The organism is Nonomuraea sp. NPDC003709, from assembly GCF_040610775.1.
In the GTDB taxonomy this organism is placed as follows: Bacteria; Actinomycetota; Actinomycetes; order Streptosporangiales; family Streptosporangiaceae; genus Nonomuraea; species Nonomuraea angiospora_A.
Genome location: NZ_JBEXMW010000012.1, coordinates 113,674 through 139,593, shown reverse-complemented (window position 1 = coordinate 139,593; position 25,920 = coordinate 113,674). Strand labels below are relative to the sequence as shown.

At 70.1% G+C, this 25,920-nt stretch carries 22 protein-coding genes; 13 read left to right on the top strand and 9 right to left on the bottom strand.

The genetic code is table 11. The features are described from left to right. The first annotated feature begins 106 nt into the window (after positions 1–106). The 3 genes from ABZX61_RS33115 to ABZX61_RS33105 all read left to right on the top strand — a co-directional run bounded on the left by ABZX61_RS33115 (position 107) and on the right by ABZX61_RS33105 (position 3,784). Positions 107–883, top strand: coding sequence for a sugar phosphate isomerase/epimerase (locus ABZX61_RS33115; protein WP_355200062.1), 777 nt, complete (start codon positions 107–109; stop codon positions 881–883). A 29-nt stretch (positions 884–912) separates the two neighbouring features. After that, positions 913–1,923 carry a LacI family DNA-binding transcriptional regulator gene (locus tag ABZX61_RS33110; RefSeq protein WP_355200061.1) on the top strand — a complete coding sequence of 337 codons (1,011 nt, stop codon included), beginning with the start codon at positions 913–915 and terminating at the stop codon, positions 1,921–1,923. A 67-nt stretch (positions 1,924–1,990) separates the two neighbouring features. After that, on the top strand, positions 1,991–3,784 hold the full coding sequence (locus ABZX61_RS33105) for a DUF2264 domain-containing protein (protein ID WP_355200060.1): 1,794 nt from the start codon (positions 1,991–1,993) through the stop codon (positions 3,782–3,784). 98 nt (positions 3,785–3,882) lie between these two features. Here the strand turns inward: ABZX61_RS33105 and ABZX61_RS33100 are convergent, their stop codons facing one another. Then, positions 3,883–7,809: a DNRLRE domain-containing protein gene (locus ABZX61_RS33100; protein ID WP_355200059.1), complete on the bottom strand. Its 3,927-nt coding sequence runs from the start codon at positions 7,807–7,809 to the stop codon at positions 3,883–3,885. A gap of 325 nt (positions 7,810–8,134) precedes the next feature. Here ABZX61_RS33100 and ABZX61_RS33095 point away from each other — a divergent pair, with 325 nt between their 5' ends. Further along, entirely contained in the window at positions 8,135–9,133 is a 999-nt protein-coding gene (locus ABZX61_RS33095; protein WP_355200058.1) for a helix-turn-helix domain-containing protein, read from the top strand. Between the two features lie 28 nt (positions 9,134–9,161). Here the strand turns inward: ABZX61_RS33095 and ABZX61_RS33090 are convergent, their stop codons facing one another. Then, positions 9,162–10,088, bottom strand: a complete 927-nt coding sequence (locus ABZX61_RS33090; protein ID WP_355200057.1) for a LysR family transcriptional regulator — start codon at positions 10,086–10,088, stop codon at positions 9,162–9,164. Between the two features lie 233 nt (positions 10,089–10,321). Between ABZX61_RS33090 and ABZX61_RS33085 the strand changes: the two genes are divergently transcribed. The 4 genes from ABZX61_RS33085 to ABZX61_RS33070 are packed head-to-tail and all read left to right on the top strand — an operon-like array spanning position 10,322 to position 13,974. Then, a complete protein-coding gene (locus ABZX61_RS33085; protein WP_350731817.1) occupies positions 10,322–11,209 on the top strand; it encodes an ABC transporter substrate-binding protein in 888 nt (295 codons plus the stop codon). Continuing rightward, a complete protein-coding gene (locus ABZX61_RS33080) occupies positions 11,206–12,057 on the top strand; it encodes an amino acid ABC transporter permease (RefSeq protein ID WP_355200056.1) in 852 nt (283 codons plus the stop codon). Before ABZX61_RS33085 ends, ABZX61_RS33080 begins: the two co-directional genes overlap by 4 nt. Next, complete coding sequence (locus tag ABZX61_RS33075; RefSeq protein ID WP_355200055.1) at positions 12,054–12,818, top strand: amino acid ABC transporter ATP-binding protein; 765 nt, start codon at positions 12,054–12,056, stop codon at positions 12,816–12,818. Before ABZX61_RS33080 ends, ABZX61_RS33075 begins: the two co-directional genes overlap by 4 nt. A gap of 22 nt (positions 12,819–12,840) precedes the next feature. Next, positions 12,841–13,974 carry an FAD-binding oxidoreductase gene (locus tag ABZX61_RS33070; protein WP_355200054.1) on the top strand — a complete coding sequence of 378 codons (1,134 nt, stop codon included), beginning with the start codon at positions 12,841–12,843 and terminating at the stop codon, positions 13,972–13,974. Positions 13,975–14,029: 55 nt separating this feature from the next. Here the strand turns inward: ABZX61_RS33070 and ABZX61_RS33065 are convergent, their stop codons facing one another. Beyond that, complete coding sequence (locus tag ABZX61_RS33065; RefSeq protein ID WP_355200053.1) at positions 14,030–14,323, bottom strand: hypothetical protein; 294 nt, start codon at positions 14,321–14,323, stop codon at positions 14,030–14,032. Between the two features lie 121 nt (positions 14,324–14,444). On the opposite strand from ABZX61_RS33065, the gene ABZX61_RS33060 reads away from it, so the two are divergent. Beyond that, the gene (locus ABZX61_RS33060) at positions 14,445–17,069 is read left to right on the top strand and encodes a WD40 repeat domain-containing protein (RefSeq protein WP_355200052.1); all 2,625 of its coding nucleotides are present in this window, start codon (positions 14,445–14,447) and stop codon (positions 17,067–17,069) included. Positions 17,070–17,112: 43 nt separating this feature from the next. On the opposite strand, the gene ABZX61_RS33055 is transcribed toward ABZX61_RS33060, so the two are convergent. Next, positions 17,113–18,216 carry a pentapeptide repeat-containing protein gene (locus ABZX61_RS33055; protein WP_355200051.1) on the bottom strand — a complete coding sequence of 368 codons (1,104 nt, stop codon included), beginning with the start codon at positions 18,214–18,216 and terminating at the stop codon, positions 17,113–17,115. Between the two features lie 279 nt (positions 18,217–18,495). After that, entirely contained in the window at positions 18,496–19,104 is a 609-nt protein-coding gene (locus tag ABZX61_RS33050) for a dihydrofolate reductase family protein (protein WP_355200050.1), read from the bottom strand. Between the two features lie 116 nt (positions 19,105–19,220). Between ABZX61_RS33050 and ABZX61_RS33045 the strand changes: the two genes are divergently transcribed. Next, positions 19,221–20,414 carry a serpin family protein gene (locus ABZX61_RS33045; RefSeq protein ID WP_355200049.1) on the top strand — a complete coding sequence of 398 codons (1,194 nt, stop codon included), beginning with the start codon at positions 19,221–19,223 and terminating at the stop codon, positions 20,412–20,414. 153 nt (positions 20,415–20,567) lie between these two features. On the opposite strand, the gene ABZX61_RS33040 is transcribed toward ABZX61_RS33045, so the two are convergent. Then, positions 20,568–20,852 (bottom strand): hypothetical protein, encoded by a 285-nt coding sequence (locus ABZX61_RS33040; protein WP_355200048.1) that lies wholly within the window; start codon positions 20,850–20,852, stop codon positions 20,568–20,570. Positions 20,853–20,973: 121 nt separating this feature from the next. Here ABZX61_RS33040 and ABZX61_RS33035 point away from each other — a divergent pair, with 121 nt between their 5' ends. After that, positions 20,974–21,387, top strand: coding sequence for a cytidine deaminase (locus ABZX61_RS33035; RefSeq protein ID WP_355200047.1), 414 nt, complete (start codon positions 20,974–20,976; stop codon positions 21,385–21,387). Between the two features lie 232 nt (positions 21,388–21,619). On the opposite strand, the gene ABZX61_RS33030 is transcribed toward ABZX61_RS33035, so the two are convergent. After that, positions 21,620–22,945, bottom strand: a complete 1,326-nt coding sequence (locus ABZX61_RS33030; protein ID WP_355200046.1) for a MarP family serine protease — start codon at positions 22,943–22,945, stop codon at positions 21,620–21,622. A 175-nt stretch (positions 22,946–23,120) separates the two neighbouring features. Beyond that, entirely contained in the window at positions 23,121–23,276 is a 156-nt protein-coding gene (locus ABZX61_RS33025; protein WP_355200045.1) for a hypothetical protein, read from the bottom strand. Between the two features lie 35 nt (positions 23,277–23,311). Between ABZX61_RS33025 and ABZX61_RS33020 the strand changes: the two genes are divergently transcribed. After that, positions 23,312–23,530: a hypothetical protein gene (locus ABZX61_RS33020; RefSeq protein ID WP_355200044.1), complete on the top strand. Its 219-nt coding sequence runs from the start codon at positions 23,312–23,314 to the stop codon at positions 23,528–23,530. A 237-nt stretch (positions 23,531–23,767) separates the two neighbouring features. Here the strand turns inward: ABZX61_RS33020 and ABZX61_RS33015 are convergent, their stop codons facing one another. Continuing rightward, positions 23,768–24,604 (bottom strand): helix-turn-helix transcriptional regulator, encoded by an 837-nt coding sequence (locus ABZX61_RS33015; protein WP_355200043.1) that lies wholly within the window; start codon positions 24,602–24,604, stop codon positions 23,768–23,770. Positions 24,605–24,717: 113 nt separating this feature from the next. Between ABZX61_RS33015 and ABZX61_RS33010 the strand changes: the two genes are divergently transcribed. Then, complete coding sequence (locus ABZX61_RS33010) at positions 24,718–25,914, top strand: MFS transporter (RefSeq protein WP_355200042.1); 1,197 nt, start codon at positions 24,718–24,720, stop codon at positions 25,912–25,914. The last annotated feature ends 6 nt before the right edge of the window (positions 25,915–25,920 follow it).

Here is a 25,920-nt window from a genome sequence, read left to right as displayed (position 1 = left end):
ATATGCTGGTCTGCCTGGCACTTCTCGGCGGAGCGCGCCGATAAGATCATCAGCTCGGCGCGCCGGAAAAATCTCTACAAGCGCTTTCAGAACTTCGGGAGTACGTGTGCGCCTGCTCGCCTTCACCAAGCCCTTCGGCCCGATCGACCCCGCCCGGCTGGCCGAGACCGTGGCCTCGGTGGGCGCCGACGGGGTCGACCTCGTCGTGCGCGAGGGGCAGACGGTCAGCCCCGCCGACCCGGGCGGCATCGCCGTCGTCGCCGCCGAGCTCGAACGCCGCGGGCTCACCCTCGACGTCGTCACCACCGACCTGCTCGACGCCGACGCGGAGGCCGAACGGATCATCGCGGCCTGCGGCGAGAGCGGCGTCCCCCTCATGCGGGTGGGCTTCTTCCGCTACGACCCCGCCGCCGGATACCGCCGTCAGCTGGATGAGTCCAGGGCCGCGCTGTCCCGCCTGGCCGCCGTCGCGGCCCGGCACGGCGTGCGGCTGGCGGTCCAGTTGCATCACGGTACGATCCATCCATCCGCCTCGCTCGCCCTCGCACTCGCCGGCGACCTGGACGACGTGCGCTTCTACGCCGACCCCGGCAACCAGGCCAAGGAGGGCAGCGAGGCATGGGCGCTCAACGTCGACCTGCTGGGCGATCGGATGGCCTGCATGGGAGTGAAGAACGCCGTCTGGCGGTCCACCGCGGACGGCTGGGTGTGCGAGTGGCAACCGTTCGCGGACGGAGGCGTGGTCCCCTGGCCGGAGATCGTCCCCGGGCTGCGCGCACGCGGCTACACCGGAGTGCTGTCGCTGCACGTCCACTACCCGGCGGCCGACCCGGCGGCGGCCGTACGGCGGGATCTTGATCATCTACGCGGGCTGCTCGGCTGACGGGCGCTCCACGGGGGCAGGAGGAGCGGGTGCGTAATCTGCGGCAGGGCCGCTCGGCCCGGGTGACGATCAGTGACGTCGGGGCGGCGGCGGGGGTGTCGGCCTCGACGGTCTCCCGCGTGCTCAACGGCACGGCCAAGGTCGCCCCCTCGCTGGCGGCGCGCGTCCACGAAGCGGTCAGGCAGCTGGGCTACCGGCCCAACGCCGCGGCGCAGGGGCTGGCCCGCGGGGAGTGGGGCACCATCGGCGTGCTGGTCCCCAACCTGGCCAACCCCTACTTCCCCGACGTGCTCAAGGCGGTCTCGGCCGTCGCCCGCTCCCACGGGCGGCGCGTCATGGTCATGGAGTCGGACGACGACCCCTCGATCGAGCACGACCTGGTCGCGGACCTGATGCGCAGCTGCGACGGGGTGCTGCTCTGCTCCTCCCGCCTGGAGCGCTCGGACCTGGTCGTGCTGACCGCCCGGGACCACCCGCTCGTCCTGCTCGACCGGATCGTCCCCGGCATCGCCGCGCCCGCGGTCTCCGCCGACTTCTTCGGCGGGATGATGCTGATCTGCGGCCACCTGGCGCAGCTGGGCCACCGCCGGGTCGCCTACCTGAGCGGGCCCGAGGTGTCCTGGGCCAACGCCGAGCGGATCAGGGCGTTGGAGGCGGCCAAGGCGTTCGGCATCTCCGTCACGATCCTGCCGTGCGGGTCCACCAGCCGCTCCGGGTACGACGCCGCCGCCGAGGTGGCCGGCACCGGCGCCACCGCGCTCACCACCTACAACGACCTGGTGGCGCTGGGGGCGGTGACCCGGATGCGCGAGCTCGGGGTACGGGTTCCCGAGGACCTGTCGGTGGTCGGGTTCGACGACATCGCGCTGGACCACGTGGCGCACACGAGCCTGACCACGGTGTCGGTGCCGCGCGGTCAGCTCGGCAGGCAGGCGGCCGAGATGCTGGAGGCCCTCATGACCGAGGGGCACGACGGGGAGCCGGTGTACCTGCCGATGGAGTTGCACGTCCGCGACAGCACGGCGCCGCCCCACTGTTGACAAGTGCGGCCGGCGGCGGGAACCCTGTCTTTCTGAAAGCGCTTTCCCAGCGGAGGAGAGAGAACCCGTGGACACCGACGACCGCGCAGGGCGGCCTGGCAGCGACCGAGACGACCTGCAGCGGCAGGTCCTGGACCTGGTCGCACCACTGACCACCAGATTCAGCGCGGGCGGGGGGCGGCTGCGGCTGGGGTTCAACACGGCGCACTACGACCAGGCAGCCTCCGAGCTGGAAGCGTTCGCCCGGCCGCTGTGGGGGCTGGCGCCCCTGGCGGCCGGCGGCGGGGCGTTCGACCACTGGGAGCTCTGGCGCGCCGGGCTGGCCGCCGGGACCGACCCCGAGCACCCCGACTACTGGGGCGCCGCCTTCGACCGCAACCAGCGGCTGGTCGAGACCGCCGCCATCGGCCTGGCGCTCGCCCTGGCCCCCGAGCAGGTCTGGGACCCGCTGACCGGCCCGCAGCGCGACACGGTGGCCGCCTGGCTGCGGCACGCGGTCACCGTGGAGCCCAACGACAACAACTGGCTGTTCTTCCCGGTCATGGTGGGGCTCGGGCTCGACCGCGTCGGGGTCGCCCACGACCGCGACGCCAACACGGCCAGGCTCGACCGGCTGGAGGAGTTCGACCTCGGGCGCGGGTGGTACACCGACGGGCCCAAGTGGCAGCGCGACTACTACATCCCGTTCGCCATGCACTACTACGGCCTCATCTACGCGGCGCTCGGCGACGACCCGGCCAGGGCCGGGCGCTTCCGCGAGCGGGCCGCGGCGTTCGCCCATGACTTCCAGCACTGGTTCACCAGCGAGGGGGTCGCGGTCCCGTTCGGCAGGAGCCTGACCTACCGCTTCGCGCAGTCGGCGTTCTGGGGGGCGCTGGCCTTCGCCGGGGTCGAGGCGCTCCCGTGGGAGGTGACCAAGGGCCACCTGCTGCGGAACGTGCGCTGGTGGGGCGGCCGGCCCATCCGCGACACCGCCGGGCTGCTCACCATCGGCTACGGCTATCCCCAGCCGCACCTGGCCGAGCAGTACAACGCGCCCGGCTCGCCGTACTGGGCCATGAAGGCGTTCCTGCCGCTCGCCCTGCCCGCGGAGCACCCGTTCTGGGCCGCGAAGGAGGCCGACGCGCCGCCGTTGCCCGAGGTCAGCACCCAGCCGGAGGCGGGCGTGGCGCTGCTGCGCTGCGAGGAGGGACGGCACGTGGTGCTGCTGAGCGCGGGGCAGCACGCCCCGTGGATGCGGCACGGCGCGGCCAAGTACGCCAAGTTCGCCTACTCCACGCGTTTCGGCTTCAGCGTGCCGGCCGGGACGCTGGGGCTCGAACAGGGCGCCTTCGACAGCACGCTGGCGCTCAGCGAGGACGGCGAGCACTGGCGGCCGTGCGAGCTGCCGTACGACGTCTCCGCCTCCGACGGCGTGCTGCACGCGCACTGGAAGCCCTGGGACGACGTGGAGATCGAGACCTGGCTGGTGGCGCTGCCCCCGTGGCACGTACGGGTGCACCGGATCAGGACCGGACGGGCGCTGCGCACGGCCGAGGGCGCCTTCGCGGTCGACCGGGACCGGCCGCCTACCCGGGTGGAGACCGGTAGTGGGTGGGCCCGGCTCGACTCGCCGAACGGCCTGTGCGTGATCGAGGACCTGTCCGGCGGGCGGGAGGGAGCCCTGGTCACGCCCCTGCCCGGCACCAACGTGTTCGCCCCGCGCACCACGATCCCCACGCTGACGGGCGAGCTGCCGCCCGGCGAACACCTGCTGGCCTGCGCGGTCATCGGCCTGGAGGCGGCGGAGGGGAGCGAGTGGCCGGCGCCTCCCGCGTGGGACGCCGTCGAGCCGCTGCTCGGCCCGGCGCCACGGCCGTGATCTTGATGCCGGACAGCGGGCGGCCCGCCAGGTCGCCCGCTGTCCGGCGGCTCACCGGCAGAGGCACGCCGGGTTTGCCGTACCGCTTCCTGATCGCGTCACAAGACCACCCTCGCGTAACCGATCCGCCAGCCTCTCTCCTTCACGTCGGAGACTCTCTTGTCTAGCTTCTTGGTGCTGTGCGCGGTGTAGAAGATCCCTCTTTCGCTGGAGGACGTCTTCTTCGTGACGATCGACATATGGTCGACCCCGTTGTGGTTCTGCGGATCGAAGTCCCAGTACATGATGTCGCCGACGCGCACGTCCGAGAATGTGGAGCGCCATTGGATCCGGTGGCGGTTGGCCATGTGGCTCATGCTCTTCGTGACGATGACGAAGGTGTTCGAGTCCTTGCCGACGGGGGCTGCCCAGAACCAGTTGTTCGGGTTCTCGCGTTTCTGCTTCGCCGTTGACCCGTAGTTCCGGATCTCCAGGACGCCTCCGCCGAATCGCAGCGCCTTGGAGGCGAAATTGGTGCAGTCGCCGCCGCGGTGCCAGAAGTTGTCGTACTCCTGGTGGCTGTTCCAGTTCCTCCTGGCCCAGCTGGCGATGCCGGACGGGTTCACGTAGTCGGCCGAGACGGTGTCCGCCGGAGCATCGCCGGGTTCGGGCACGGTCGCGTCTTCGTTCATGTCCGCCGTGGCGGACCCGTCGGGGTAGACCTGGGAGTCGACCGAATCGCCGTCCGCCCGACCGGTGAGACCGTCGGAGGAGCCGTCCGGATGCTGGCTCTGGCCTGCCACGACGACATTGAAGGAATAGTCCGCGTCGTTCTCCTCTTCTTCCGTGGTCTTCTCCCCGGTCGGGTCACGCCGGAGCCGGGACTGGTGCACGGTCGCGCGGACGGTCGCGGTCCTGCCGTCGGCCGACAAAGAGACAAGGGTGTTGCTCAGTGTGGTCGTCGAGCTTTCCTGAGCCCCGCCGTCGGCGTCAGCCTCGGATTTCGCGGCCACGAGCGCTTGCTCGTCTGCCTGGAGCAGCGACTCGAACCGATTGCCCTGATCATGTTTGCCGATCGCGTCGGAGGCGCCCGCGAAACGTCCCTCGACGATGCCCTCCCGGCTGTCCAGATATTGCGTGACAGCGTCGAGGTATTCCTGCCCATCGGGAACGGCCTGCGGTTTCACGGCCGCGGTGGTGCTCCAGACGCCGCTGCCTTGTTCGTTCTCGGCGCGTACCCGGAAGACGTACGCCGATCCGTTGGCCAGCCCGGTGACGACGGCCCTCGGCTCGGACGGCGTCAGTGTCTTGACGACGGTTCCCGCGCTGTCGAGAACGTCCAGGTCGAACCCTGTGATGCGCGTGTCACCGGTCGAGTCGGACGGCGGCCCCCAGGTGACGAGCGCTCCGCCGTCACCTGGCCGCACGCTGACGTTCTGCAGGGTTCCCGGCGCGCCCGGCGGGACGTAGGTGACGGTGATGGTCAAGGGGACGCTCACGCCGGCGGAGCCGAAGGTCACCTCCGGTGCCGCGGGATCGGTGGTTCGCAGCGCGAGCTCCGCGAAGCCCTGACCGTCCTGACGGTCTCCCTGTACGGACCCGGAGATGTCGATCTTCGGGTTGGCCAGGTCCACCTCGGCGAACGGCTCGTCCAGCAGCTTGGCGGAGACCTCTGCCCCCGACGCGTCGGCGGCGAGGCCGTCGGCCAGCTCGTACGCCGACACCTTGAGGGCGGCGGGGCACGTGGCAGCACATGTGGGGGTTCCGAGATCGAGCGTTGCCGAGGCGATCTCCGCACCCGCCGGGATCGTGGTGAGGTCCGCCTTGAACGTGGAGATCAGGCCGCCTCCCACGTGGAACACGGCGGCCTTCTCGAGCGGGCAGGCGTGCCCGTCACAGGCGTCGGAAGACGTCTTGGCACCCCGTATGGCGAGTACTCCGGCGCCGAGGGTGGTGGATCGAGTGGGTTTGTCTGCCGTCGGTCGCGGAGCTGTGAAGGTGACGGGGGCAGTACGGGCGCTGCAGGCGGAGCCGACACACGCTTCCATCTGCCACTTGTAGACGGCGCCGGGCGTGATGAGGTCGGAGGAGACCTTCAGGGCGGCGCGCTGCCCGCCCTGAACGGTGCTGGACCCCGCCGGGCTCGGTCCCACGACGGCGCCGGCACTGTCGTAGAGGTAGAACCTGGCGGTGAGCGGCTCTCCCGAGGGCCGCAGGAGCACGCCCGAGAGCACGACGGCTGACGGGTCGCTCACGCCGGTGGCAAGGCCGGTGGGCACCTTGGGCACGTCCGTCGCGAACGGTGTCCACGACGACCAGCCGCTCGCTCCGGTCGGGCTCGTCACCCTGACACGGAACCGGTACGACCCGGGGTTCAGCAGGGCACCCGCCGGCGGCGTCCAGGTCGCGGTGGCACCGGAGGCCACCGCCTTGGGGCCTCCCGTGGCGACCACGTCACTGCTGCCGGCCTTGGTGACTTCGAACGTGTAGTTCAGCTGCGCTCCGGCGGGATCGGTCGCCTTGGCCGACAGCGTGGGCGTGAGGCTCGCGACGGTGTTGACCGCCGGGTCGGAGGAGGCTCTGGGCGCGATGTCGAGCCCTGAAGGGGTGCCGATCTTGTAGGTGAAGGTGACGCTGAGCGCGGGTTCCTTCTCCCCTTGGGCGCCGGAGACGTAGTTCGAGGAGTAGTACCGGCGCCAGGTCGAGGCGTCCTTCTCGTCCGCGCCGCGCAACTGGATGCCGTAGTCCGGCTGGCCGTCGGCCCATGCCTGCACGATGGCGTCGGTGTCCCAATGCATGAAGTCCTGAGGGCAACTCGCCGCCCCGTGCGCGGTCTTCGTGATCACCGCGCCGCTGGTCGTCGTGGCCGGCTCCGAGCCGTACTTGATGGTGTCCGGATCCCAGGCCGCCGTGATCCGGCGTGCCTGCACCCCCGCGCTGGGGTCCACGCACACCGATGACCAGAACGTCCACAGCCGCAGGTCCGTGTCCACGATCTGGGTGCCGCGCAGGTCCTCGATGTGCCGGAACTTCAGGTACGAGCGGGCGATGTGGGAGCCGTCGTACGTGCCCGCCTTCAGCTCGGTCGAGCCGCGCTGCGAATCGGGGATGTCGCTCTGCACCCAGGTGTCGGTCTCCACGGTGAGCGTGCTCGTGGGGTCCACGGTGACGGGGTACTTCACCGCCGGGTCCGAAAGAAACCTCGGGTCCGGCTTCAGCACCAGCACCGCACCGTCGCCGCTCTGCCGCACCGTCGTCTCGATGGCGGCCTGATGAACGGGCTCGCCGGAGCGCTCGTCGGTCGTGGAGTCCCACATTCGCGGGGCCGGAGCCGACGCCAGCACCTTGCCGGCACCATCCTGAAGGTTCAGGCCGTGATCGGCGGCCTTGGAAAGCCTCAGGCCCTTCGTGACCATCGGCAGCGTGAACTCCAGCGGTCCCGTCGGACGCCGGTGCAAGACGATCGAATGGCTGAATCCGTTCGGCAATGCCCTCAGGGTGAGGTCACCGCCGGGCACCACGTTCTCGTAGGTCGCCGTGTCCCCCTTGATCTGCGGCGACGGCAGAGCCTTGCCCCACGAGACCGCGAACGAGCGATCCGCGCCCCGCACCTCGGCAAAGGGCTCCAGACCGCCGTCGGACAGGCGGACGTCCGATGCCACGGCCTTCGGCCGCAGTCCCGCCTCGCCGTCACGCACCAGGGACGTGTCGATGGGGCGCCACTCGCCGCCGTCCTTCACCCGTACCGGGCCGGGGAAGGTTTCCAGCGTGAACGTGCCGTCAGGGTTGGCCCAGAGCGAGGAGCTGTCACTCTTCTCGCTCTCCACCTCCACCCGCGTGCCCTGTGTCTTCGCCGATCGCGCGGCGGCCACCCGGTCGGCCGGAGGGCTCCCGTCGTCGGCCACCGCGGCCGAGCCCCCGGAAACCGGTCCGGCCAAGGATGCGGCGACCATCAAGGCCACCAGGCCGCCGAGCGCGCCCCCGCGCCGCTCACCCACCGCGCGGTGACCGGCTAAGAGACCGCCTGTCCCCCGTGATCGTTTCACCGTGTTACCTCCTCGTCGCAGCCGTCACAGGCTGTCGTCGCCGGCCGCCGCCCCGTCCGTCACCGGCACGCCTCTGGGCCGGAAAGCCGGACATTCGCGCCCCGGAGAAGGGCGGCGGTCACAGACCAGCCATCATTTTCAGCGCGGCTCCGGCCGAGGCGAAGATCGTTCCATCACAGCGCAAATGTCCTGGAAGAGGCCCTGCGAGAGGGACCGGACACCGCGCGGCCGGGGCGCCGGCGAACTTGACCGCGCTGATCGCCGTCGAAGTAGGTGCTTCCGTCGGAGTGCACATGCCGAACGGGGCACGTCGATCGGAGGATCCATGGCGCTGAGAATCCATTTCACGGGCGAGGATCTCGCGCGAACGCGCATCGCCCCCGGGTGCGACGCCATGTGGGAGGTGATGCTCAGCCTCTACAGGTTGCGCCGCCGGGAGCGGACGATCGTCTTCAGTCAGTGGAAGAAGGAGGCGCTGGCGAGAGTGCCCGCGGCGACCCGGATGCTGACGACCCTCGCGCCCGCGCGAGGCTATACCGTCGACTTCCTCACCCCGCGCACCGAGCCGGGCTCGATGACGGCGGGAACCGAGGCCCTGCGCCGTACCACACGTGAGCGGCTACATCTCGACCTGACCGAGTTGTCCTGGCGCCATCCCGGCAGGCGGTTGCCCGGGTGGGTCGGCCACCTCGCCGAGGGTGGCTCGCAGACGTTGGGCGCCGTCGCCGACGCGGCCGAGGCCTACTTCGAAGCATGCTTGTCGCCGTACTGGCCACGGATCCGCGCGCAGGTCGGCCAGGAACGCGCCCGCCGCGCACGAGTGCTCTTCGAAGGCGGCTGGGAGGCGGTGTTCGCCACGCTCCACCCGTCGGCGCGGTGGAGCTTCCCGACGCTGGAGCTCGCCTATCCGGCCGACCACGACATCCATCTCAACGGCCGGGGCCTGGTGCTGCAGCCCTCGTTCTTCTGCAGGCAGACACCGATCACCCTGCGCGATCCCGAGCTGCCCCCGGTGCTGGTCTATCCGATCGAACACGACCCCACCTGGGCGCACGGCGAGACCCCCGACCGGCGTCCGACGCTGACGAGCCTGCTCGGTCCCACCCGGGCCCAGGTGCTCGAGACCATAGCCCACGGTGACTGCACCACCGGCGAGCTCGCGCGTCAGCTGGACATTCCCGGCTCGACCGCCAGCCGCCAGGCCACCACACTTCGCCAGGCCGGCCTGGTGACCAGCCACCGCCTGGGCCAAGCAGTCATCCACACCGTCACCGACCTGGGCACCGCCCTCCTCAACAATCACCACCCCGGCCTGATCGCCTGAAGGGTGTGCCATGCGGGCAGCGCCGGGTTCATACGGCGATGGGGAGGTCCGCGCGCTGGTGCAGGGATTCGGCGGCGTTGATGAGCATGTTCGTCGCGTGACCGAGCAGGGGGTTGGGGTCGGTGGCGCGGCACACGGTGAAGACCCTGCGGACCTGGGAGGGGTCGCCGAGCCGGAACACGCACACCTCGCGCGACTCGATCATCGCCAGCTCCGGCACGATCGCCACCCCCAGCCCTTTGCGTACGAGCTCGAAGGGCAGGTTGTAGTCGTTGGTGCGGAACAGCACGTCGGGGTCGAAGCCGCTGGCCGCGCAGATGTGCGACAGGTTGAGCGAGGCGTCCATCCCCTCGGTGTAGGAGATCCACCGTTCGGCTGACAGCTCGCCGAACTGGATGCGCTTGCGGGCGGCCAGCCGGTGACCGGTCGGCACGAGCACGTAGAGCGGCTCCTCCATGATCAACGTCATGGTCAGGTCCTTCGGCCAGTTGTGCGGCACCATGCCGTACTCGAAGACCACGGCCAGGTCGAGCCGCCCCTCGTTGACGGCGGGAATGGTCCGGTGCGGATCGCCTTCCTCGTAGCGGATGTCCACGTTGGGCCGGTCGCGCAGGAACTCGGCCAGCACTGCGGGCACCAGCCGGAACCCGGCGGACCAGAAGCTGCCGAGCCGCAGCCTGCCCCGGTGGGTGGTGGCGAAGGAACGCATCTCCTCCTCCGCCGCTTCGAGGTCGGCCAGCAGCCTGGCGGCCTTGCGGGCCAGCTCGGCCCCCGCCGCGGTGGGCCGGATGCTGCGCGGCAGGCGCTCGAACAGCTGGACGCCCAGGGTCCGCTCCAGCGAGGAGACCTGCTGCGAGATGGCCGACGGGGTGAACCCGAGGCGCTTGGCGGCGGTCCGGAGCGAACCGGTGGCGACCACCTCACGGATCGCCTGAAGCTGGGCGGGAGTAAGCATCGGCTCAACTTAACAGTCCGGCGATAAGCATCACCAGACCGCGGACCATCTTGAGGCAAGGCGATCGATCACCTGGGCGGCTACCTGGGGCGGGTGAGAAAGAGGATAAGGAGGAGTGAACAGGTTGTGCACCAATGCGCATGCTCGCTTACCTTGTCGTATCCAAACGGACCCCCAATATTGGTGTTTACGGAACGTAGTAGTACCAAGCGCGAGAGGTGGTGTCCTGCGCGATGCGGTTCACCCAAGCAGCCGCCGCATTCGGCCTGGCGGGACTCCTGTCCCTGACAGCTTGTTCCGGAGGCGGCGCCTCCCAGGCGGCCGCCCCGGCACAGCAGAAGAATCAGGAACTGCACGACCTGCTGCCCGACAAGATCAAGAAGAGCGGCACGCTCAACGTGGCCGCTGGTCACAACTACCCGCCGCTGGTCTTCCTCGACACCGACAACAAGTCGGTCATCGGCCTCGAACCCGAGCTGATGAAGGCCATCGGCCAGGTGCTCGGCGTCGAGGTGACGTTCAGCCAGGCCAGCTTCGACAGCCTCATCGCCGGTGTGCAGGCACGCCGCTACGACCTGGCCATCCAGGCGATGCTCGACAAGCCGGAACGCCGCGAGAAGGTCACCTTCGTCGACTACTTCAAGACCAGCAGCTCGCTCCTGGTCCAGGAGAAGGACGCCCAGGCGATCAAGTCGCTCGACGACCTCTGCGGGAAGACGGCGGCCGTCGAGCAGGGCACCGCCCAGGCCGACGACGCCGAGCAGCAGAAGAAGAAGTGCACGGACGCGGGCAAGCCGGCGGTCCAGGTGCTGGTGTTCCCCGACACGGTCGGCTGTCTGCAGGCCGTCTCCACCGGCCGGGCCAACGCCTTCATCGGCGGCACTCCCACCATCACCTACCAGGCCGAGCAGTCCGGCGGCCGGATGAAGCAGGTGGGCGAGCCCTACCGCTTCCTGCCGTACGGGATCCTCGTCAACAAGGAGGACCAGAACCTCTCCAAGGCCGTGCAGCAGGCGCTGCAGAAGCTGATGGAGAACGGCTCCTACGCCAAGATCCTCGACAAGTGGAAGATGTCGTCGGGCGCCCTCGACAAGGCCGTGCTCAACGGCGGCGAGTCGTGACCACGACCGGGCAGACCGCTCCCCCGGCTCCACGGGAGCGGATCCAGGCCGTCCCGCTCCGCCATCCGGGGCGCTGGGTGAGCGCGGCCGTCCTCGGCTTCCTGGTGATCTTCCTGCTGCAGGGCTGGGTGGCCAACCCGCGCATGGAGTGGAAGGTGGTCGGCGAGTACCTCTTCTCCCCCGCGGTCCTGAGCGGGCTCGGCACCACGCTGCTGCTCACGCTGCTCGCCATGCTCGTCGGCGTCGCGGGCGGCATCGTGCTGGCCGTGCTGCGCATGTCGCCCAACCCGTTGCTGGCGGCGCTGAGCGCGTTCTACATCTGGGTCTTCCGCGGCGTGCCGCTGCTGGTGCAGCTGCTGTTCTGGTACTTCCTGTCCGCGGTGGTGCCGAAGATCGGGCTCGGCGTGCCCTGGGGGCCGACGTTCTTCGAGGTCGACACCAACCTGATCATCACCCAGCTCACCGCGGCGGTGCTGGGCCTCGGCCTGCACGAGGCGGCCTACATGGCCGAGATCGTGCGGGCCGGCATGACCTCCGTCGACCACGGTCAGACGGAGGCGGCCCACGCCCTGGGCCTGACCCGCTTCCAGACCCTGCGCAAGATCATTCTTCCGCAGGCCATGCGGGTCATCATCCCGCCGACGGGCAACCAGGTGGTCTCCATGCTCAAGACCACCTCCCTCGTCTTCGCCATCGCCGTACCGGAGCTCCTGACCTCGATCCAGGGCATCTACTCCAGGAACTTCCAGCAGGTCGCCCTGCTCACGGTCGCGTGCTTCTGGTATCTGGTGGCCACGACCGTCCTGAACGCCGGGCAGCACTACATCGAACGCAGGTTCAGCCGATGACGACCCTCATCCGCGCGGAAGGCGTGCACAAGCGGTTCGGAGCGCTCGACGTACTCAAAGGCATCGATCTGGAGGTCGCGGAGGGAGAGGTGCTGGCCGTGATCGGCCCGTCGGGGTCCGGCAAGTCCACCTTCCTGCGCTGCATCAACCACCTCGAACGCATCGACGCCGGCCGCCTCTACTTCCGCGATCACCTGATCGGCTACGAGGAGCGCGACGGGAAGGTCTACGAGCTGCCGGACAAGGCGATCGCCGCCCAGCGGGTGGACATCGGGATGGTCTTCCAGCGCTTCAACCTCTTCCCGCACATGACCGCGCTCGAGAACATCATGATGGCGCCGATCATGGTCAAGAAGGAGCCGAAGGCCGAGGTACGCGAGCGCGCCCACGCCCTGCTGACCAGGGTGGGGCTGGCCGACAAGGCGAACAGCCGCCCCGACCAGCTGTCCGGCGGCCAGCAGCAGCGCGTCGCCATCGCCCGCGCCCTGGCGATGCGGCCCGACCTCATGCTGTTCGACGAGCCGACCTCGGCCCTCGACCCGGAGCTCGTGGGCGAGGTCCTGGACGTCATGCGCGACCTCGTACGCGAGGACGGCATGACGATGATCATCGTCACCCACGAGATGGGATTCGCCCGCGAGGTGTGCGACACCATCGTCTTCATGGACGACGGGGTCGTCGTGGAGTCCGGGCAGCCCGGCGCCGTGCTCGGCGAGCCCCGGCACGAGCGCACCCGGGCATTCCTCAGCAAGGTCCTCTGACTCCCGAAGGAAAGATATCCACGTGTCCCGCGTCATCGTTCTCGGCGCCGGAGTGCTCGGTGCCTCCGTCGCCTACCACCTGGCCGCCGCAGGGGCTCAGGTCGTCGTCATCGAGGCCGGCGGCCCCGCCGCGGGCACCTCCAGCGCGACCTTTTCCATGGACGTCACCCACCTGAAGACCCCGCGCGCCTACTACGAGCTCAACCGCGCCAGCGCAGCCCTGCACGCCACTTTGGCCGAGGAGCTCGAAGGCCCGTCGTGGCGGCACCCCATGCCCGCCATCCAGTGGGGCGACAGCGAGGAGAGCCGGCGGGGGCTCAGGGAGCGGGCCGTCCGCCTCAAGTCGTGGGGGCACCCCTGCCGCATCGCCGACCCGTCCGAGCTGCGCGAACTCGCCCCCGCCGTCGACCCGGCGGCGTGCACGGCGAGCGAGCTCGTGGTCCACGACCAGAGCGCGTGGTACGACGCCCCGCTCTTCGTGCAGCGCCTGCTCGATCGCGCCGCCACGCTCGGCGCCGACATCAGGTACGGCCTGCGGGCACAGGCGCTGATCCGCGACGGCGACGCCGTCACCGGTGTCGAGACCGGCACGCGGCGCTGGGAGGCCGACTGGGTGGTCAACTGCACCGGCCCGGACGCCGACCGCATCGCGGCGCTGGCCGGCACCGACCTGCCCATGACCCGGATCCCCGGGCTGGTGGGAGAGAGCACCCCGGTCCCCGGCCTGCGGCTCGACGCCATCCTGGCCACACCCGAGGTGGACCTGCGCCCCGCCCCCGGAGACCGGATCTGCTCCATCTCCTGGCCCGTGGACGCGCTGCTGCCCGGCCAGAGCGACGACGCCCTGGCCGAACGGTTGCACGCCGGTGGCCAGCGGGTCCTTCCCGCGCTGCGCGCCGCCCGGCTGGCCGGCGTACGCCTCGGCGTCCGGCCCGTGCCGGCGGACGGCCTGCCGCTGGCGGGCACGCACCCCGAGGTCCCCGGCCTCTACCACCTCGTCACCCACAGCGGCGTCAACCTGGCGCCCGAGCTCGGCCGGCTCGCGGCTCAGGAGATCATCGACGGTGACGGCCCCGGCCTCGCCGGATACCGCATCACCCGCGGCGTCACGGCCTCCGTACAGGACGAGAGCCTGACCCTCATGACCACCCGCTGACCCCGCCCGAGGCCGCATGCGCAGTGTGCGGCCTCGGGGGTGTCCGTCACCGGGATCATCCCAGCACGGCCTCGTCGTCGCAGCGGACCGTGACCAACGCGAAGAACACGTGCGTCCGCGCATCCTGGGAGACCACCGACTCGAACACGTCGCACGCCGTGAACCCGTGGTTGAGCGCGTTCTGCCTGGCGGCGCTCTCCGCGTTGGCGAGCGCCGTGTCCTCCACCGCTCCTTTGCCGAAGCCGTCGAACAGCGCGCCGCTCTGGGCGGTGGCCGCGGTGGTGGTCGCAGTGACGGTGGCGGTGACCAGCGCGGCCGCGACCAGCAGCTTTTTCATCAGGTACGACATGGGAGCTCCTCATGGCTCGTCGGTGGGTCTACACCCGATGGGCGTTCCATCCCGTTCCACGCGCCGACGAGGACCGCGTTCACCCTCCTTCGACGCGCCCTCGGTCGTACGATCACTGGGCATGAAGATCCCCGACCCGCCCGAGACCGGACCCGAGGCTTTCGAGGCGGCGCTGCGGGCCGCGGACTGGACCGCGTTCGTCCCGGAACACGACCTTGTCCCGCTGCGCGCCGCACTCGTCGAGCTGGAGCGACGCCACGGTGTCGTCGACGCGCACCGGTACGCGACCGAGCGGATCCGGGAGCACGGCGCGTTGCTGCGCCATCCGGACGTCCACCAGGTCGAGATCACCGCGCAGGCGCTCAGCCCGTCCGGCCGGTATCTGGCGGTGGGCGACTTCGGGGGCGACGACTACGACCGCGGAGCCACCCTGCAGATCTGGGAGGTGACCACCGGGCGGTGCGTCAACGTCATCGACTGGATCGAGGGCGGGATCGGCTGGCCCGGCTACGGCGAGGTCATCCAGTGGTCGGCGGACGATTCGCGCCTCGCCATGGCCTACCGGTCGAACAACGTGGGCGTCTGGGACCCGTTCGGCGAGAAGAACGAACCCGTCGGAACCGCTCGCCTCACCTACTCGGGACGCCCGGACCCGTTCGCCCTGGCGCCCGACGGTGTGCGCGCCTACGTCCTTCAGGAGGCCGACGCGCGCGCTCACGGCGCCGTCGTCCCGCTGGACGGCGGGGAGGTCTGGCCGGACGACCCCAGGATCGAACCGCTGTCGGACGGCAACCGGTTCGTCCTGGACCGGGTCGTCTGGTCGCGAGACGGCCAGCGGCTCTACGGGAACCTGCACGACGGGCGGATCTGCTCGATCGACGTCGCGTCGGGCCGCGTCACGTGGATGACCGAGGGCGACCGCAACTACACGTGGCCGTCCGGCGAATGGAGCCCCGACGAAAGCCTCCTCGCCTTTCACCACGACGGCCGCCTGGTGATCGCGGACGCGCTGACGGGGCGGCGGGTGTCCGAGGGGCCCGGGTACGCCGAGGTGACGTTCATGTCATGGGGGACGCGCCTGGCGATCGTCGAATGCGGTTCGCGCGTCGGCATCGTGGACAGAACCGGGCAGCACCGCTACGACCTCGACCTCGAGCTGCGGTCGCCGAGTTACGACCTGGACGTACGCCCCTGGGCCTGGGAGCCGGACGGCGAGCGTGCCGCGTGCCTGACCGCCGAGGGCGGCGTCGAGATCTGGTCGCTCGGTGACGAGGGAGGCGAACGGCTGCGCTCCTTCGACGCGCCCGCCGAGGCCACGGGGGTGCACTGGGGCGCCGACGACGTGCTCGTGGTGCTGGGCACGACGGTGCTGCGGTTCCTGCGCGCGGACTCCGGCGAGGTGATCGGCGACTTCAGGTTGCTGCGGCAGCCGTCCGCGCCACGTCCCCTGATGCTCGACGACGAGGACTTCGGGGAGGACATGTACCCCGAGCCGAACCCCACGTTCGCGCTGGACGACGAGACCTGGGCCGTCGCCCTGCTGCCCGGAGTCGTGATCGCCCCTCCCGGACGCGACGACGACCTGGCCGCGGCCCTCGCGTGGGCGCCCGCCCGGCGGTTCGCCTGGCCCGTGCACTGGGGTGAGCTGGAGGTCGTCCCCGACGCGCCCGCCGCGGCCGAACGCGTGCCCGAACCGCTGTACGAGTACTTGGAGCCCTTCCGGGGCCGGACGATGACGGACCCGGGCCCTCAGGAGTGGCCGCCGCCCGACACCGCCACCGTCGACGACCTTTTCCGCGCCTTCCGGGAGGCGGTCGTGGAGTACGGGGTCAACCGCCGCAACACCTGGGCCGGCGAGGCGCTCCACTCCGCGGCCGTGCTCAGGGCGCTGCGCGGGGAGACGGCCGGGGCGCTGGAGCTGATCGGGACGTTGCCCGAACATCGCCGGCCACGCGTCGCCGCCGAGGTGGCGATGATGCTCGCGGCCTCGGGGCTGAAGGACGACGCGCGTTCCGTCTTCAGCCGTACCGACGGAATGTGGGGTGAGTCCGCCTCGACGGCGGGCTCCATGGGCGCCGTCCATGCGCTGCTGGGCGACGGCGCACAGGCCGACGCGTGGTTCGACCGGGCCCGGGAGAAGGTCCGCGAGAACGACGGCGGCTGGGACCACCGCCTCCCGGTCGTCCGGGCGCTGATGGAATGCGGCCGCGAGGACGAGGCGCGCGCCCTGCTCGCCGAGGGCACCGGCGCGGCCGGCGACGACGTCGGCATCCCGTTCCTGGGCTACCTGCTGCGCAAGGGCAAGGTGGAGCTCGCCGAGGAGTTGCTCCGGTCCGGTGACGGCTGGTTCCAGGGCTGGGGCGCGCAGCGGCTCCTCGTCGAGCACGGCCTGCCGCGCATGCTCGTGGACTGGGGTGAGCGCTACAACTGCTGGGTGGAGGAGGCCGTGCCGATCGCGGAACGCAACGCCGCCCACGGCCGCCCGGCCGGGCCCGGCGGCGCGGACGTCGAGGCCCTCGCGCAGGCGCGTGCCGAGCTGCTCCGCATGCCCCCGGGACGTCGCCACGGCCCAACCGTCAAGCTCACCGTCCAAGCCGCCGAATGCCGCCACCTGAGCGCGGTGCTGGCCCTGCTCCCCGAGCTGCCGATGCCGTCCTACGGCGGCATCAGCTCTCACGACCGGCCGTGGGTCGCCTCCGCGGCCCTGCGAATCGTCACCACCGGCGTCGACGTCGACCCCTGGTGACACCCGGGCGGACGCCGGCGTAGCCCCTGCCCGCTGATGGGGCCTACTCGGCTTCGGCCGGCGAGTCGGTCTTGACGGGCGCCGGCCGGACAGCGAGCTCTTCGTAGTTTCTGATACGGACGGGCGGGAGCGACCGTATCCGTGCTTGTCTGATCCAGGAGGTGTCGAAGCCGTCGGGCCAGGCGGTGGTCTCGTCGAAGACCACGCGTTTCAGCGAAGCACCGGTCAGGACGGCGCCGGTCAGCGTGGCGCCACGGAGGTCGGCGTAGTCCAGGCGAGCGCCGCGCAGGTTCGCGTTCCGCAGGTCGGCCCTGGTCAGATCGGTGCCCCGGAGGTCGATGCCCTCGGCGATGACTCCGGTCAGAACCGCGTCGCGCAGGTCGGCCTGGTAGAGGATCGCGTCGGCAAGGATCGCCCCCGCCAGTCGTACCCCGCTGAGATCCGCGCGGGTCAGGTCGGCTCCGACGAAAGCGGCCTCGGTCAGATCGCCGAAATGGAAGTCCGCGTCGCGCAGCCGCGCGGAGGCGAGGTTGACCCTGGGCAGGACCAGGCGGTCGAGGCGGAGCACCTGTCCCCGGACCGCGTCCCGGCGGCCGAGGACGGTCAGTGCGGCGTGGATGTCAGGGGCGCGGAGGGAGAGGTTGACCGAACCGCCCGCCGCCGTGGCGGCGTGACGCGCGTGCCGGGCGCCGCGTTGCGGCTCGCAGGCTCGGTTGCCGACGAACACGGAGAGGATCTCCCCGATGGTCCGGCGGTCGGCCGTGGAGGAGCGGGAGATGCGTTCCAGCGCGTAGATGCCGCCGAGGCGGACGTCCACGCTCGGGTCACCCAGATGCGCTATGGCGGCGGCGAAGGACTCGGTCGCCTGCCCGTGACGGCTGAGCTGTAGCTGGCGCCAGGTGAGATAAGCGCCGATCAGCAGCACCAGGCCACCGACGCCCTGGAGCAGGGCGGTGCGGATGTTGTTCACGGCGGTGGCGAAGTCGGCCGGCGGCTTTGCCGCGCCCAGGTCCCATGCGAGCAGGTAGCGGGGCAGGAAGAGGGCGCCGGCCAAGGCGCCGAATCCCAGGAGCGCGGTGAGGAGGAAGGGCCCCGAGATCCGGTACCGCCAGGAGGGGCCGACGCGTGCGATCTTGTCCGTTCGCACGGGGTGTCCGGGGAGCGGAGGTGTGTGATCTTCGATCCTGCCGCCGCCAAGGCCTCTGAATGACTTCTTCATCTGTGCGGCGGCTCTCCGATCGTCACTGACCTCTGCGGTTCGACAGCCCTTCGTGGCTTCACTCCTGGGAGAAGCAGTACGACTATGACACTTCGCCGCCGACCTCAACACAGCTGGACCTGTGTGAGGTCGTGCCGGCCGAGTTCTCCATGGACCTCGGCCGCACAGCTACACCTCATCGGCCGGCATGCCCCTGTGCTCTCGCGTCTACTGCTCGCCCTGGGACAGGTGGGCCTTGGCGTCGTCGTAGGAGGCGTCACCGCTCGCCCCGGCGGGCCGGTAGACCAGGTACAGCACGCCCGTCGCGAACGTCTCCGACTTGATCAGTTCCAGCGGGATGGAGTTCTCCCCCTCGTCGAACAGGCGCTCGCCCTTGCGGACGGCGATCGGGTGCACCAGCAGGTGCAGTTCGTCCAGCAGCCCCGCGGCCAGGAGCTGGCGGACCACCGACACCGAGCCGCTGACGGCGATGCGGCCGCCCTGCTCGTTCTTCAACGCGGTCACGGCCTCGACCAGGTCGCCCTGGAGCAGCTCGGAGTTCCGCCAGCTGAACTCCAGGGGCTGGCGCGACACGACGATCTTCCGCGCGTCGCCGAGCGTCTTCGCGAAGCCCGCGTCCTCGCCGCCCTCAGCCTCCCGCTCCGGCCACGCTCCGGCGAAGCTGTCATAGGTCTTGCGGCCCAGGAGCAGGGTGTCGGCCATCTGCGCCGTCACGGCGGCGCCCATCTCGTCGTTGAAGTACGGGAAGTGCCACTGTGCCGGCTCCTCGACGACCCCGTCGAGCGAGATGAACAGGCTTGCAGCGATCGTCCTCATGATGTTCCTCCAAGGAAGGGGCGGAGCCGTCCGGCTAGCCGCTCTGATGTTCTGTAGCCTCGCGGAATCACCTTACGGATCTCTTAAGGTCTCCCTTCGGAAGGGGACTTTTGCTTATGAACTGGCAGCAGGACTCGGTGACCGCGGTGAACGCATTAACCGCCCGGTGGGTGCAGACCTGTTCGGGTGGATCGGTCGTGATGGCCGGCGCAGGGGCCTGGCCGCTGCTGGCCCACCTGGCATCGGCCGCCGAGGGACGAGGCCGCACAGAACTGCAGGATGCCGTCGGGATGGACGCCGCCACCGCGTCCCAGGCGGCCCGAGCCGTACTGTCGATCATGGACAGGTCCACGGCGATCCGGTCGGCACTGGGCCTGTGGTCCCGGCCGGACCTGCCGCTGCATCCGGCCTGGATCGCGACGCTTCCCGAAGGCATGTACGGCGAGCTGACCTCGGACCCCGCCGCGGACCAGCTCCGGCTCGACGCCTGGGCCAAGGAGCAGACCGGCGGGCTCATCCCCGCCATGCCCCTCCAGCTGACCGCCCGCGTGCTCCTCGTCCTGGCCATGGCGCTGACCGTCCGCACCACCTGGCTACGCCCGTTCACCGACGGCATCGACCTGTTCGAGTACGGCCCGTGGGCCGGACGTGAGATCCACGTCCTACGCCGCAGGACCCGCGTACTCAACCGCGCCAGAGTCGCCGACACCCCCGCCGGCCCGCTGACCATGCTCCGCGTCATGGGCACGGGCGGAATCGACGTCCACCTCGTTCTCGGGGACGAATCGATGAAACCCGGCCACGTCCTCACCGCCGGCATCGACGTACTGGCCGGACGCCACCCCACCACCCCAGCCGGCCTCCTGCCTGCGGACAGCCCGGCTCCCGGAATGACCGTCCGTCACGTCCGCGACCGCGCCCCCGACGACGCCTTGAACGTCACGGTCCCGCGCTTCACCATCGCCTCCACGCACGACCTCCTGGACCTGCCCGAAGTCTTCGGCCTGGCAACGGTGACCGACGTGACCCGCGGGCACTTCCCCGGCATCAGCGCCCAACCGCTCGCCGTCACCCAGGCCCGGCAGGACGCCGTCGCCACCTTCCAAGCCACCGGCTTCGAGGCCGCCGCCGTAACCGCCCTCGGCGCCGTCGGAGGCGGAATCGCCCCACCGCCTCCCTACCGCGTCAGACACATCGACCTCGACTTCAGCCATCCCTTCGGATTCCTCACGGTCGACCGCCGAAGCCGCCTCATCCTGACCGCCGGCTGGGTCGCCGAACCCCAGAACCTGAGCAGGCTTGAAGACTGAAGGAGCCGAGCAGCCGGGCTGCCGTCAACCGAGGCGTGCGAACAGGGCCAGTCCGGCGACGGTGGCTATTCGCGATGACGAGCGGCAATGGGGAGAAAGTTCCCTACCCTTTCCCAGACGCCGACGTTGACGCGGCGGCAATCCGGGGGCCCACTACCCGGACGCCACAACCTCACCGGCCGTGACCTGAGGAGGGTTGGGAAGCAGGGAGACCATGCGCTCCCTAACGAAGTCCGCGGCTTTCTTGGTTGATTCTTCGGCTCCAGCCTCATCTTCGAAGACGCTGGTGGAAAGCATCACCCCATCCCCGGCGTCAACCCAGAAGTAGGCCACGAACCCGGGGATCGGGCGGATGAGCGGCACGAACTCCTCACTCACCAGGCGCCCGGCCCCGGCGGGATCGGTTACCCCCTCGTACCGCCGTACCATTGCGTACATCGTCGACCTCCTCCTGGAGCCCAAGATCGCCCCTTGAGGGAGGAACTACCCCCGCCACGGGCCCTGTGAAGCCAAGGGCCGGTAATGAATGCCACATTCAGGACCTGGAACAGCAGAGAAGATGACCACGCAGCCCCACCACGTCGACCACGAACTCATCCAGGCCGCGACGCACGTCGCCCGCACTCGCTGCCGGGGTGACAACCACACCATGGCAGCCGCGGCCCGTGCCCGGGACGGCCGGATCATCACCGCCGTGAACGCCTACCACTTCACGGGAGGACCCTGCGCCGAGCTGGTCCTCATCGGCGCGGCAGCCGCCCAGGGCGCCTACGAGCTGGACACCATCGTCGCCGTGGGCGATCGCGACCGGGGCGTCGTCCCCCCGTGCGGCCGCTGCCGTCAGGTCCTCCTCGACTACTTCCCCGCCCTCAAGGTCATCGTCGGCAAGGACGACCGCATCCGAACGGTCCTCATCACCGATTTGCTCCCCGAAACCTACGTCTGGGCCGACCACCAGCTCGACGCCGGGTAAACCGCGCCTCGTACGGTGTCAGCGGCGGGCAGGGGTGGCGGGCACGAAGTCGTCGTGGCCGAGCACGCGGAGCAGGCTCAGATGGTCAATCGCGGAGGTTCCCGGCGCAGGGGTGAAGATGATGCATCGTCCTCAAGCCGTGACCGGCGCCGTCCGAGCGAACGCACCGGCCACCGCCGCGCGACAGTGTGGGCCGTCCCGGCGAGGGGATCTGACCGCGACACAACCCGCGTCAGTCGCAGGCCTGAGTGCTGACGGGCTGGGTGGCGCCGGCGGCGCGGCGGGCGTCGGAGGCGACCTCGGAGGCGGTGAGCACGTACCCGGTGTCGTCCGCGCTGACGACGGCGGCGAAGACCACGCCCAGCACCCGGCCGTCGGGGCTCAACAGGGGGCCGCCCGAATTGCCTTGCTGGACCTTGCCCCGGATGAGGTACACCTCCCGCGTCACCTCGGTGACCCGGTAGATGTCGGGGACGCGAGCCCGCTGCCGTGCCGCGACCCGGGCCGGCTGTGTGGTGAACCCCTGGTTCTTGGGATACCCGGCGATGACGGCGTCATCGCCCTTGTCCGCCTCGGCCTCGAAGGTCAGGTACGGCAACCCGAGGTTGAGCGTATACAGCACCGCCACGTCCCGCTGCGGGTCGTAGTGGACTACCACAGCGGGGTGCGATCGGCCGGTGTGATCGATGACGACCAACTCGCTGTCGACCCCGGCGACCACATGCGCGTTGGTCATGATGTGATCGGGCGCGTACACGAATCCGGTGCCGGTGATCTGCTTGTTGCAGGAGCGGGCCACTCCCTGCACCTGAACGATGCCTGTCCGCGCCGCTCGCAGGCCGGCACTGTCGAGCACCTCCGCATCCGGCGGCGGGACGTTCACGGTCGGCTGGCCGGCGATCGCGTCCAGCACCGGCGGGAAATCGGATCGGTCGATGAACCGCTTGAACGGTTTCTGCCAGTCACGTGCCGCCTGGGGTATCGCCTGGTCCACTGTCCCCAGGATCAGTGAGCCGCGGATCTGCTCCACGACGGTGGTCAATGAGCTGGACACCAGCACACTGCCGACGAGCCAGGCGATGACCAGCACCGATAAACCGGAGACGAGTGTGCCGCCCAGCGCGTCCAGCATCCTGCCCGGCTCGTGCCGCAGGTAGGAGCGGATCACCGCGCCGACAGTGGACGTACCGAACTGGAAGATCATCGCGGCCAGGAACACGATGATGATCGCCAGCATGGACTCCGGGACATCCCCGTCCACGACCAAGCCCGCCACAGGTGGCGCGATGTAGATCCCGAGCACGCATCCGCCCACGAAGCCGACGAAGCTCGCGGCCCCGACGATGAATCCCTGGCGATAACCGGAGACGCCGGAGAGGATGAGCAGGGTCAGCAAAATGAGGTCGAGTAGATCACCGGGCACAGACAAAGGTAAGCACAATATGAGCTCTGGCGCTTCACACGAATCGATCTCGCCAGAATGTGGAATTTCAGATTTCCGGAGACCCGGCTGGAAGACCTCATCCTTCTCTTCAGTCGCCGACAGGACGGCATTCATCCTGGCGGATATCGGCCCGACTTCACGCCTTTGTGCGCCATGCGAGATCGGCGCCGACCATAAACGCAATGAGTTGATCCATCACTCATTGTTGATGTTGCGAGTTCATGGCCACCACGCCGCTTCTCAATATCCGGCAAGAGTGCGCTCGGCCGGAGCCGGGATCGTCAGGGACTCACTCGTCCTTGCGCCAGCGGGCGCGCAGGTGAAAGGCGGCGGTCTTGGGACGGGTCGGGTCGAGGCGGCGGGCGTCTTCGCCGATCGTGTCCGGGGAGCAGCACGTCCGCCGCAACCTCGAACGGCCTGAGATGCTGCGACTGCTCGCCCTCATGGCCGCGGAGTCGTCGGCGCCGGACCATCCGGCGCATGAGTGGTTCCGCGACAGGTGCGAGAATGCTCGCGGTCGCCGTCCGCCGGGACCAGGACAAGGGCCGCATCTCCAACGCCAGGGACCCGAAGGGCATCGCCGGGTCCCTGGTGGCCCTGTGGGACGGGCACCAGCTCCAGTGGCTCATCGATCCGCGACGTGACCTGGTCGCGGCGATGACCGCCGCGTTGCAGGACCTGATGGGACATCCCACCTGATCCGCAACGGCGCCACCACGGGTGCGGCACGCGCCGCATGGCCGTTCAGTGCGGTGGCACGTCGTTTGCGACCGGCGATCAGGCGCCGGCCGCCGATGGGGTCCTGCCATCGACGCCGGCCGTACGGCTGGATCAGGCCAGGAGAACCGCCGCGAAGGCCGGCGGCCGGCCTCTTCGCCTGGCAGCTCCGTGGGGAGGCACGGCCGTCGTTCCCACTCGCACGGAAGGGTGACCTCGTCACGAGATGGACCGGAGCCGGCCGTGGGACCGGCGCCGGAGTCGGTCGACGGCCTCGGCCGTCTGGTCGTCGGCTGGGAGGAAGACGACGAGTTGCTGGGCCTCCGCAGGCAGTTCGAGCGTCTCGCGAAGCAGTCGAAGCTGGTGCCCGGCCGGGTGGTTGAGCCGGAGAACGCCACGTCGCGGCACCACATGACGCTTCAGGCGGCGGGTGAAGTCGGGCCCGGCGATGGGGGTGAGCTCCGCGGTGAGCCACTCGAGGTTCTCGAGGGATGGCGCCTGCCACAGGTCGAAGGCCTGCTCGTCCGCGATGTCGTCCCAGTCGGCGAAGAACGTCCGGGCGCGGGGGTCGGTGAACAGGTAGCGGTTGAGGTTCGGATGGGCGGCGTCGAGCAGTCCGGTGCCGCTGGTGACCAGCTCGTAGCCGCCGGTGTGGGCGAGGACGTCGCCCAGCCGGTTGGTCACGATGGCGACGCCGGGTTCGAGGAGGCGGAGTGTCCGCAGGACCGACGGTCGTACGTGCCGGGACGGTGGCACGGGCCGGATGTGGACGGAGCATTCGTCGCCGGTGATCTTCGCGAGGTAGCGCAGGTGGTTGCGCTCCGGAGGGCTGAGGCGCAGCGCGTCGCCGAGGGCGTTGATGACCGCCGGCGACGGATTGCGGTCGCGGCCCTGCTCGATGCGGGTCAGGTATTCGACGCTGATGCCGGCCCACGTGGCGAGGTCCAGCCGGCGCAGACCCGGTGACCGGCGGCGGCCGCGGTCCGGCAGTCCACGGGATTCCGGCTGGATGCTGTCGCGCTTGGCCCGGATGAAATTCCCCAGTGGCGTCCCCACGTCGACACGCTACCGGGCCGCCCGGCGATCGCACAGTGCGGAGGGTGACCCTCCGGGGGCTAGCCTGAGCTCGGTCTGGCTGTCGGCCACGGTGCGGCTCGATCGTGGTGTGCATGGAGAGTACGTCGACGCGGCGTTCCGGTCAGGCGTTGCTGGTGTGGGGGCTGCTCGTGGTGGCCGCGAACCTGCGGGCGAGCTTGACCGGCGTCGGGCCGTTGCTGGATCAGGTGCAGGCCGATCTGGGTCTGGCCCCGGCCGTGGCGGGCCTGCTGAACACGCTGCCGTTGCTGACGTTCGTGGTGCTGTCCCCACTGGTGCCCCGGCTGGCCGCGCGGTGGGGAGCCGAGCGGTTGCTCGGTGCCGCGCTCGTGGTGCTGACGTTGGGGATCGCGCTCCGGTGGATGCCGGCGGCCGTCGGTCTGTTCGGCGGAACCGTGCTGATCGGGGCGGGCATCGCCGTTGGCAACGTGCTGCTGCCGAGCCTCATAAAGCGCGATTTCCCCACCAAGGTGGGACTGCTGACCAGCGCCTATGCCACCGTGATGGGCGGTGTCGCCGCGGTGGCGTCCGGGGTGGCGGTGCCGATCAGTGAGGTCGCCCCCGGCGGTTGGTACACCGCGTTGGGTTGCTGGGTCCTGTTCGCGCTGGTGGCCGTCCTGCTGTGGCTTCCCCAGGTGCGGGCTCCGCGGCGTACCGCGCGGGCGATTCGCGGACACCGGTTGCCGTGGGGTTCCGGGCTGGCGTGGGCGGTCACGGCGTTCATGGGACTGCAGTCGCTGGGCTTCTATGTCGTCGTGACGTGGCTGCCCCAGGTTTTCCAGGACAACGGCATGAGCGCGGCCACCGCGGGCTGGCTGCTGTTCCTGTTCCAGGCGGTCGCGGTGCTGACCAGCCTGGCGGTGCCCGGAGCGATGCGGCGGGCGCGCGACCAGCGCGCGCTGGCGACGATCTGCTCGGCGGCCATGTTCCTCGGCTACCTCGGACTCTTCGTGGCGCCGGGACTGGCGTTGCTGTGGAGTGTCGTCCTCGGGTTGGGCGGCGGCGCCTGCCTCGTGCTCGCGCTGGCCTTCATCAGCCTGCGCGCCCCAGACGCCAGCGTGGCGGGCGCGTTGTCGGCGATGGCGCAGTCGATCGGTTACCTGCTGGCCGCCGCGGGGCCAGTGGTTTTCGGGCTGCTGCACACGGTGAGCTCCGGCTGGCGAGCACCGATCATGTTGATGTGCGTGGCCGCGGCCGGCCAGACGGTCGTCGCGCTGGTGGCCGGTGGGGGCACGGTACGTTCAGCCGCCGGCGACTCGACAGGCCCGTAAAACTGT

Bases quoted from the DNA above. Each gene is read 5' to 3' on its own strand.
- ABZX61_RS33095 (WP_355200058.1), top strand. From the start codon at position 8,135: ATGGCGCTGAGAATCCATTTCACGGGCGAGGATCTCGCGCGAACGCGC.
- ABZX61_RS33090 (WP_355200057.1), bottom strand. From the start codon at position 10,088: ATGCTTACTCCCGCCCAGCTTCAGGCGATCCGTGAGGTGGTCGCCACC.
- ABZX61_RS33085 (WP_350731817.1), top strand. From the start codon at position 10,322: ATGCGGTTCACCCAAGCAGCCGCCGCATTCGGCCTGGCGGGACTCCTG.
- ABZX61_RS33075 (WP_355200055.1), top strand. From the start codon at position 12,054: ATGACGACCCTCATCCGCGCGGAAGGCGTGCACAAGCGGTTCGGAGCG.
- ABZX61_RS33065 (WP_355200053.1), bottom strand. From the start codon at position 14,323: ATGTCGTACCTGATGAAAAAGCTGCTGGTCGCGGCCGCGCTGGTCACC.
- ABZX61_RS33060 (WP_355200052.1), top strand. From the start codon at position 14,445: ATGAAGATCCCCGACCCGCCCGAGACCGGACCCGAGGCTTTCGAGGCG.
- ABZX61_RS33050 (WP_355200050.1), bottom strand. From the start codon at position 19,104: ATGAGGACGATCGCTGCAAGCCTGTTCATCTCGCTCGACGGGGTCGTC.
- ABZX61_RS33045 (WP_355200049.1), top strand. From the start codon at position 19,221: ATGAACTGGCAGCAGGACTCGGTGACCGCGGTGAACGCATTAACCGCC.
- ABZX61_RS33040 (WP_355200048.1), bottom strand. From the start codon at position 20,852: ATGTACGCAATGGTACGGCGGTACGAGGGGGTAACCGATCCCGCCGGG.
- ABZX61_RS33035 (WP_355200047.1), top strand. From the start codon at position 20,974: ATGACCACGCAGCCCCACCACGTCGACCACGAACTCATCCAGGCCGCG.
- ABZX61_RS33030 (WP_355200046.1), bottom strand. From the start codon at position 22,945: ATGAATGCCGTCCTGTCGGCGACTGAAGAGAAGGATGAGGTCTTCCAG.
- ABZX61_RS33025 (WP_355200045.1), bottom strand. From the start codon at position 23,276: ATGAGGGCGAGCAGTCGCAGCATCTCAGGCCGTTCGAGGTTGCGGCGG.
- ABZX61_RS33020 (WP_355200044.1), top strand. From the start codon at position 23,312: ATGAGTGGTTCCGCGACAGGTGCGAGAATGCTCGCGGTCGCCGTCCGC.
- ABZX61_RS33010 (WP_355200042.1), top strand. From the start codon at position 24,718: ATGGAGAGTACGTCGACGCGGCGTTCCGGTCAGGCGTTGCTGGTGTGG.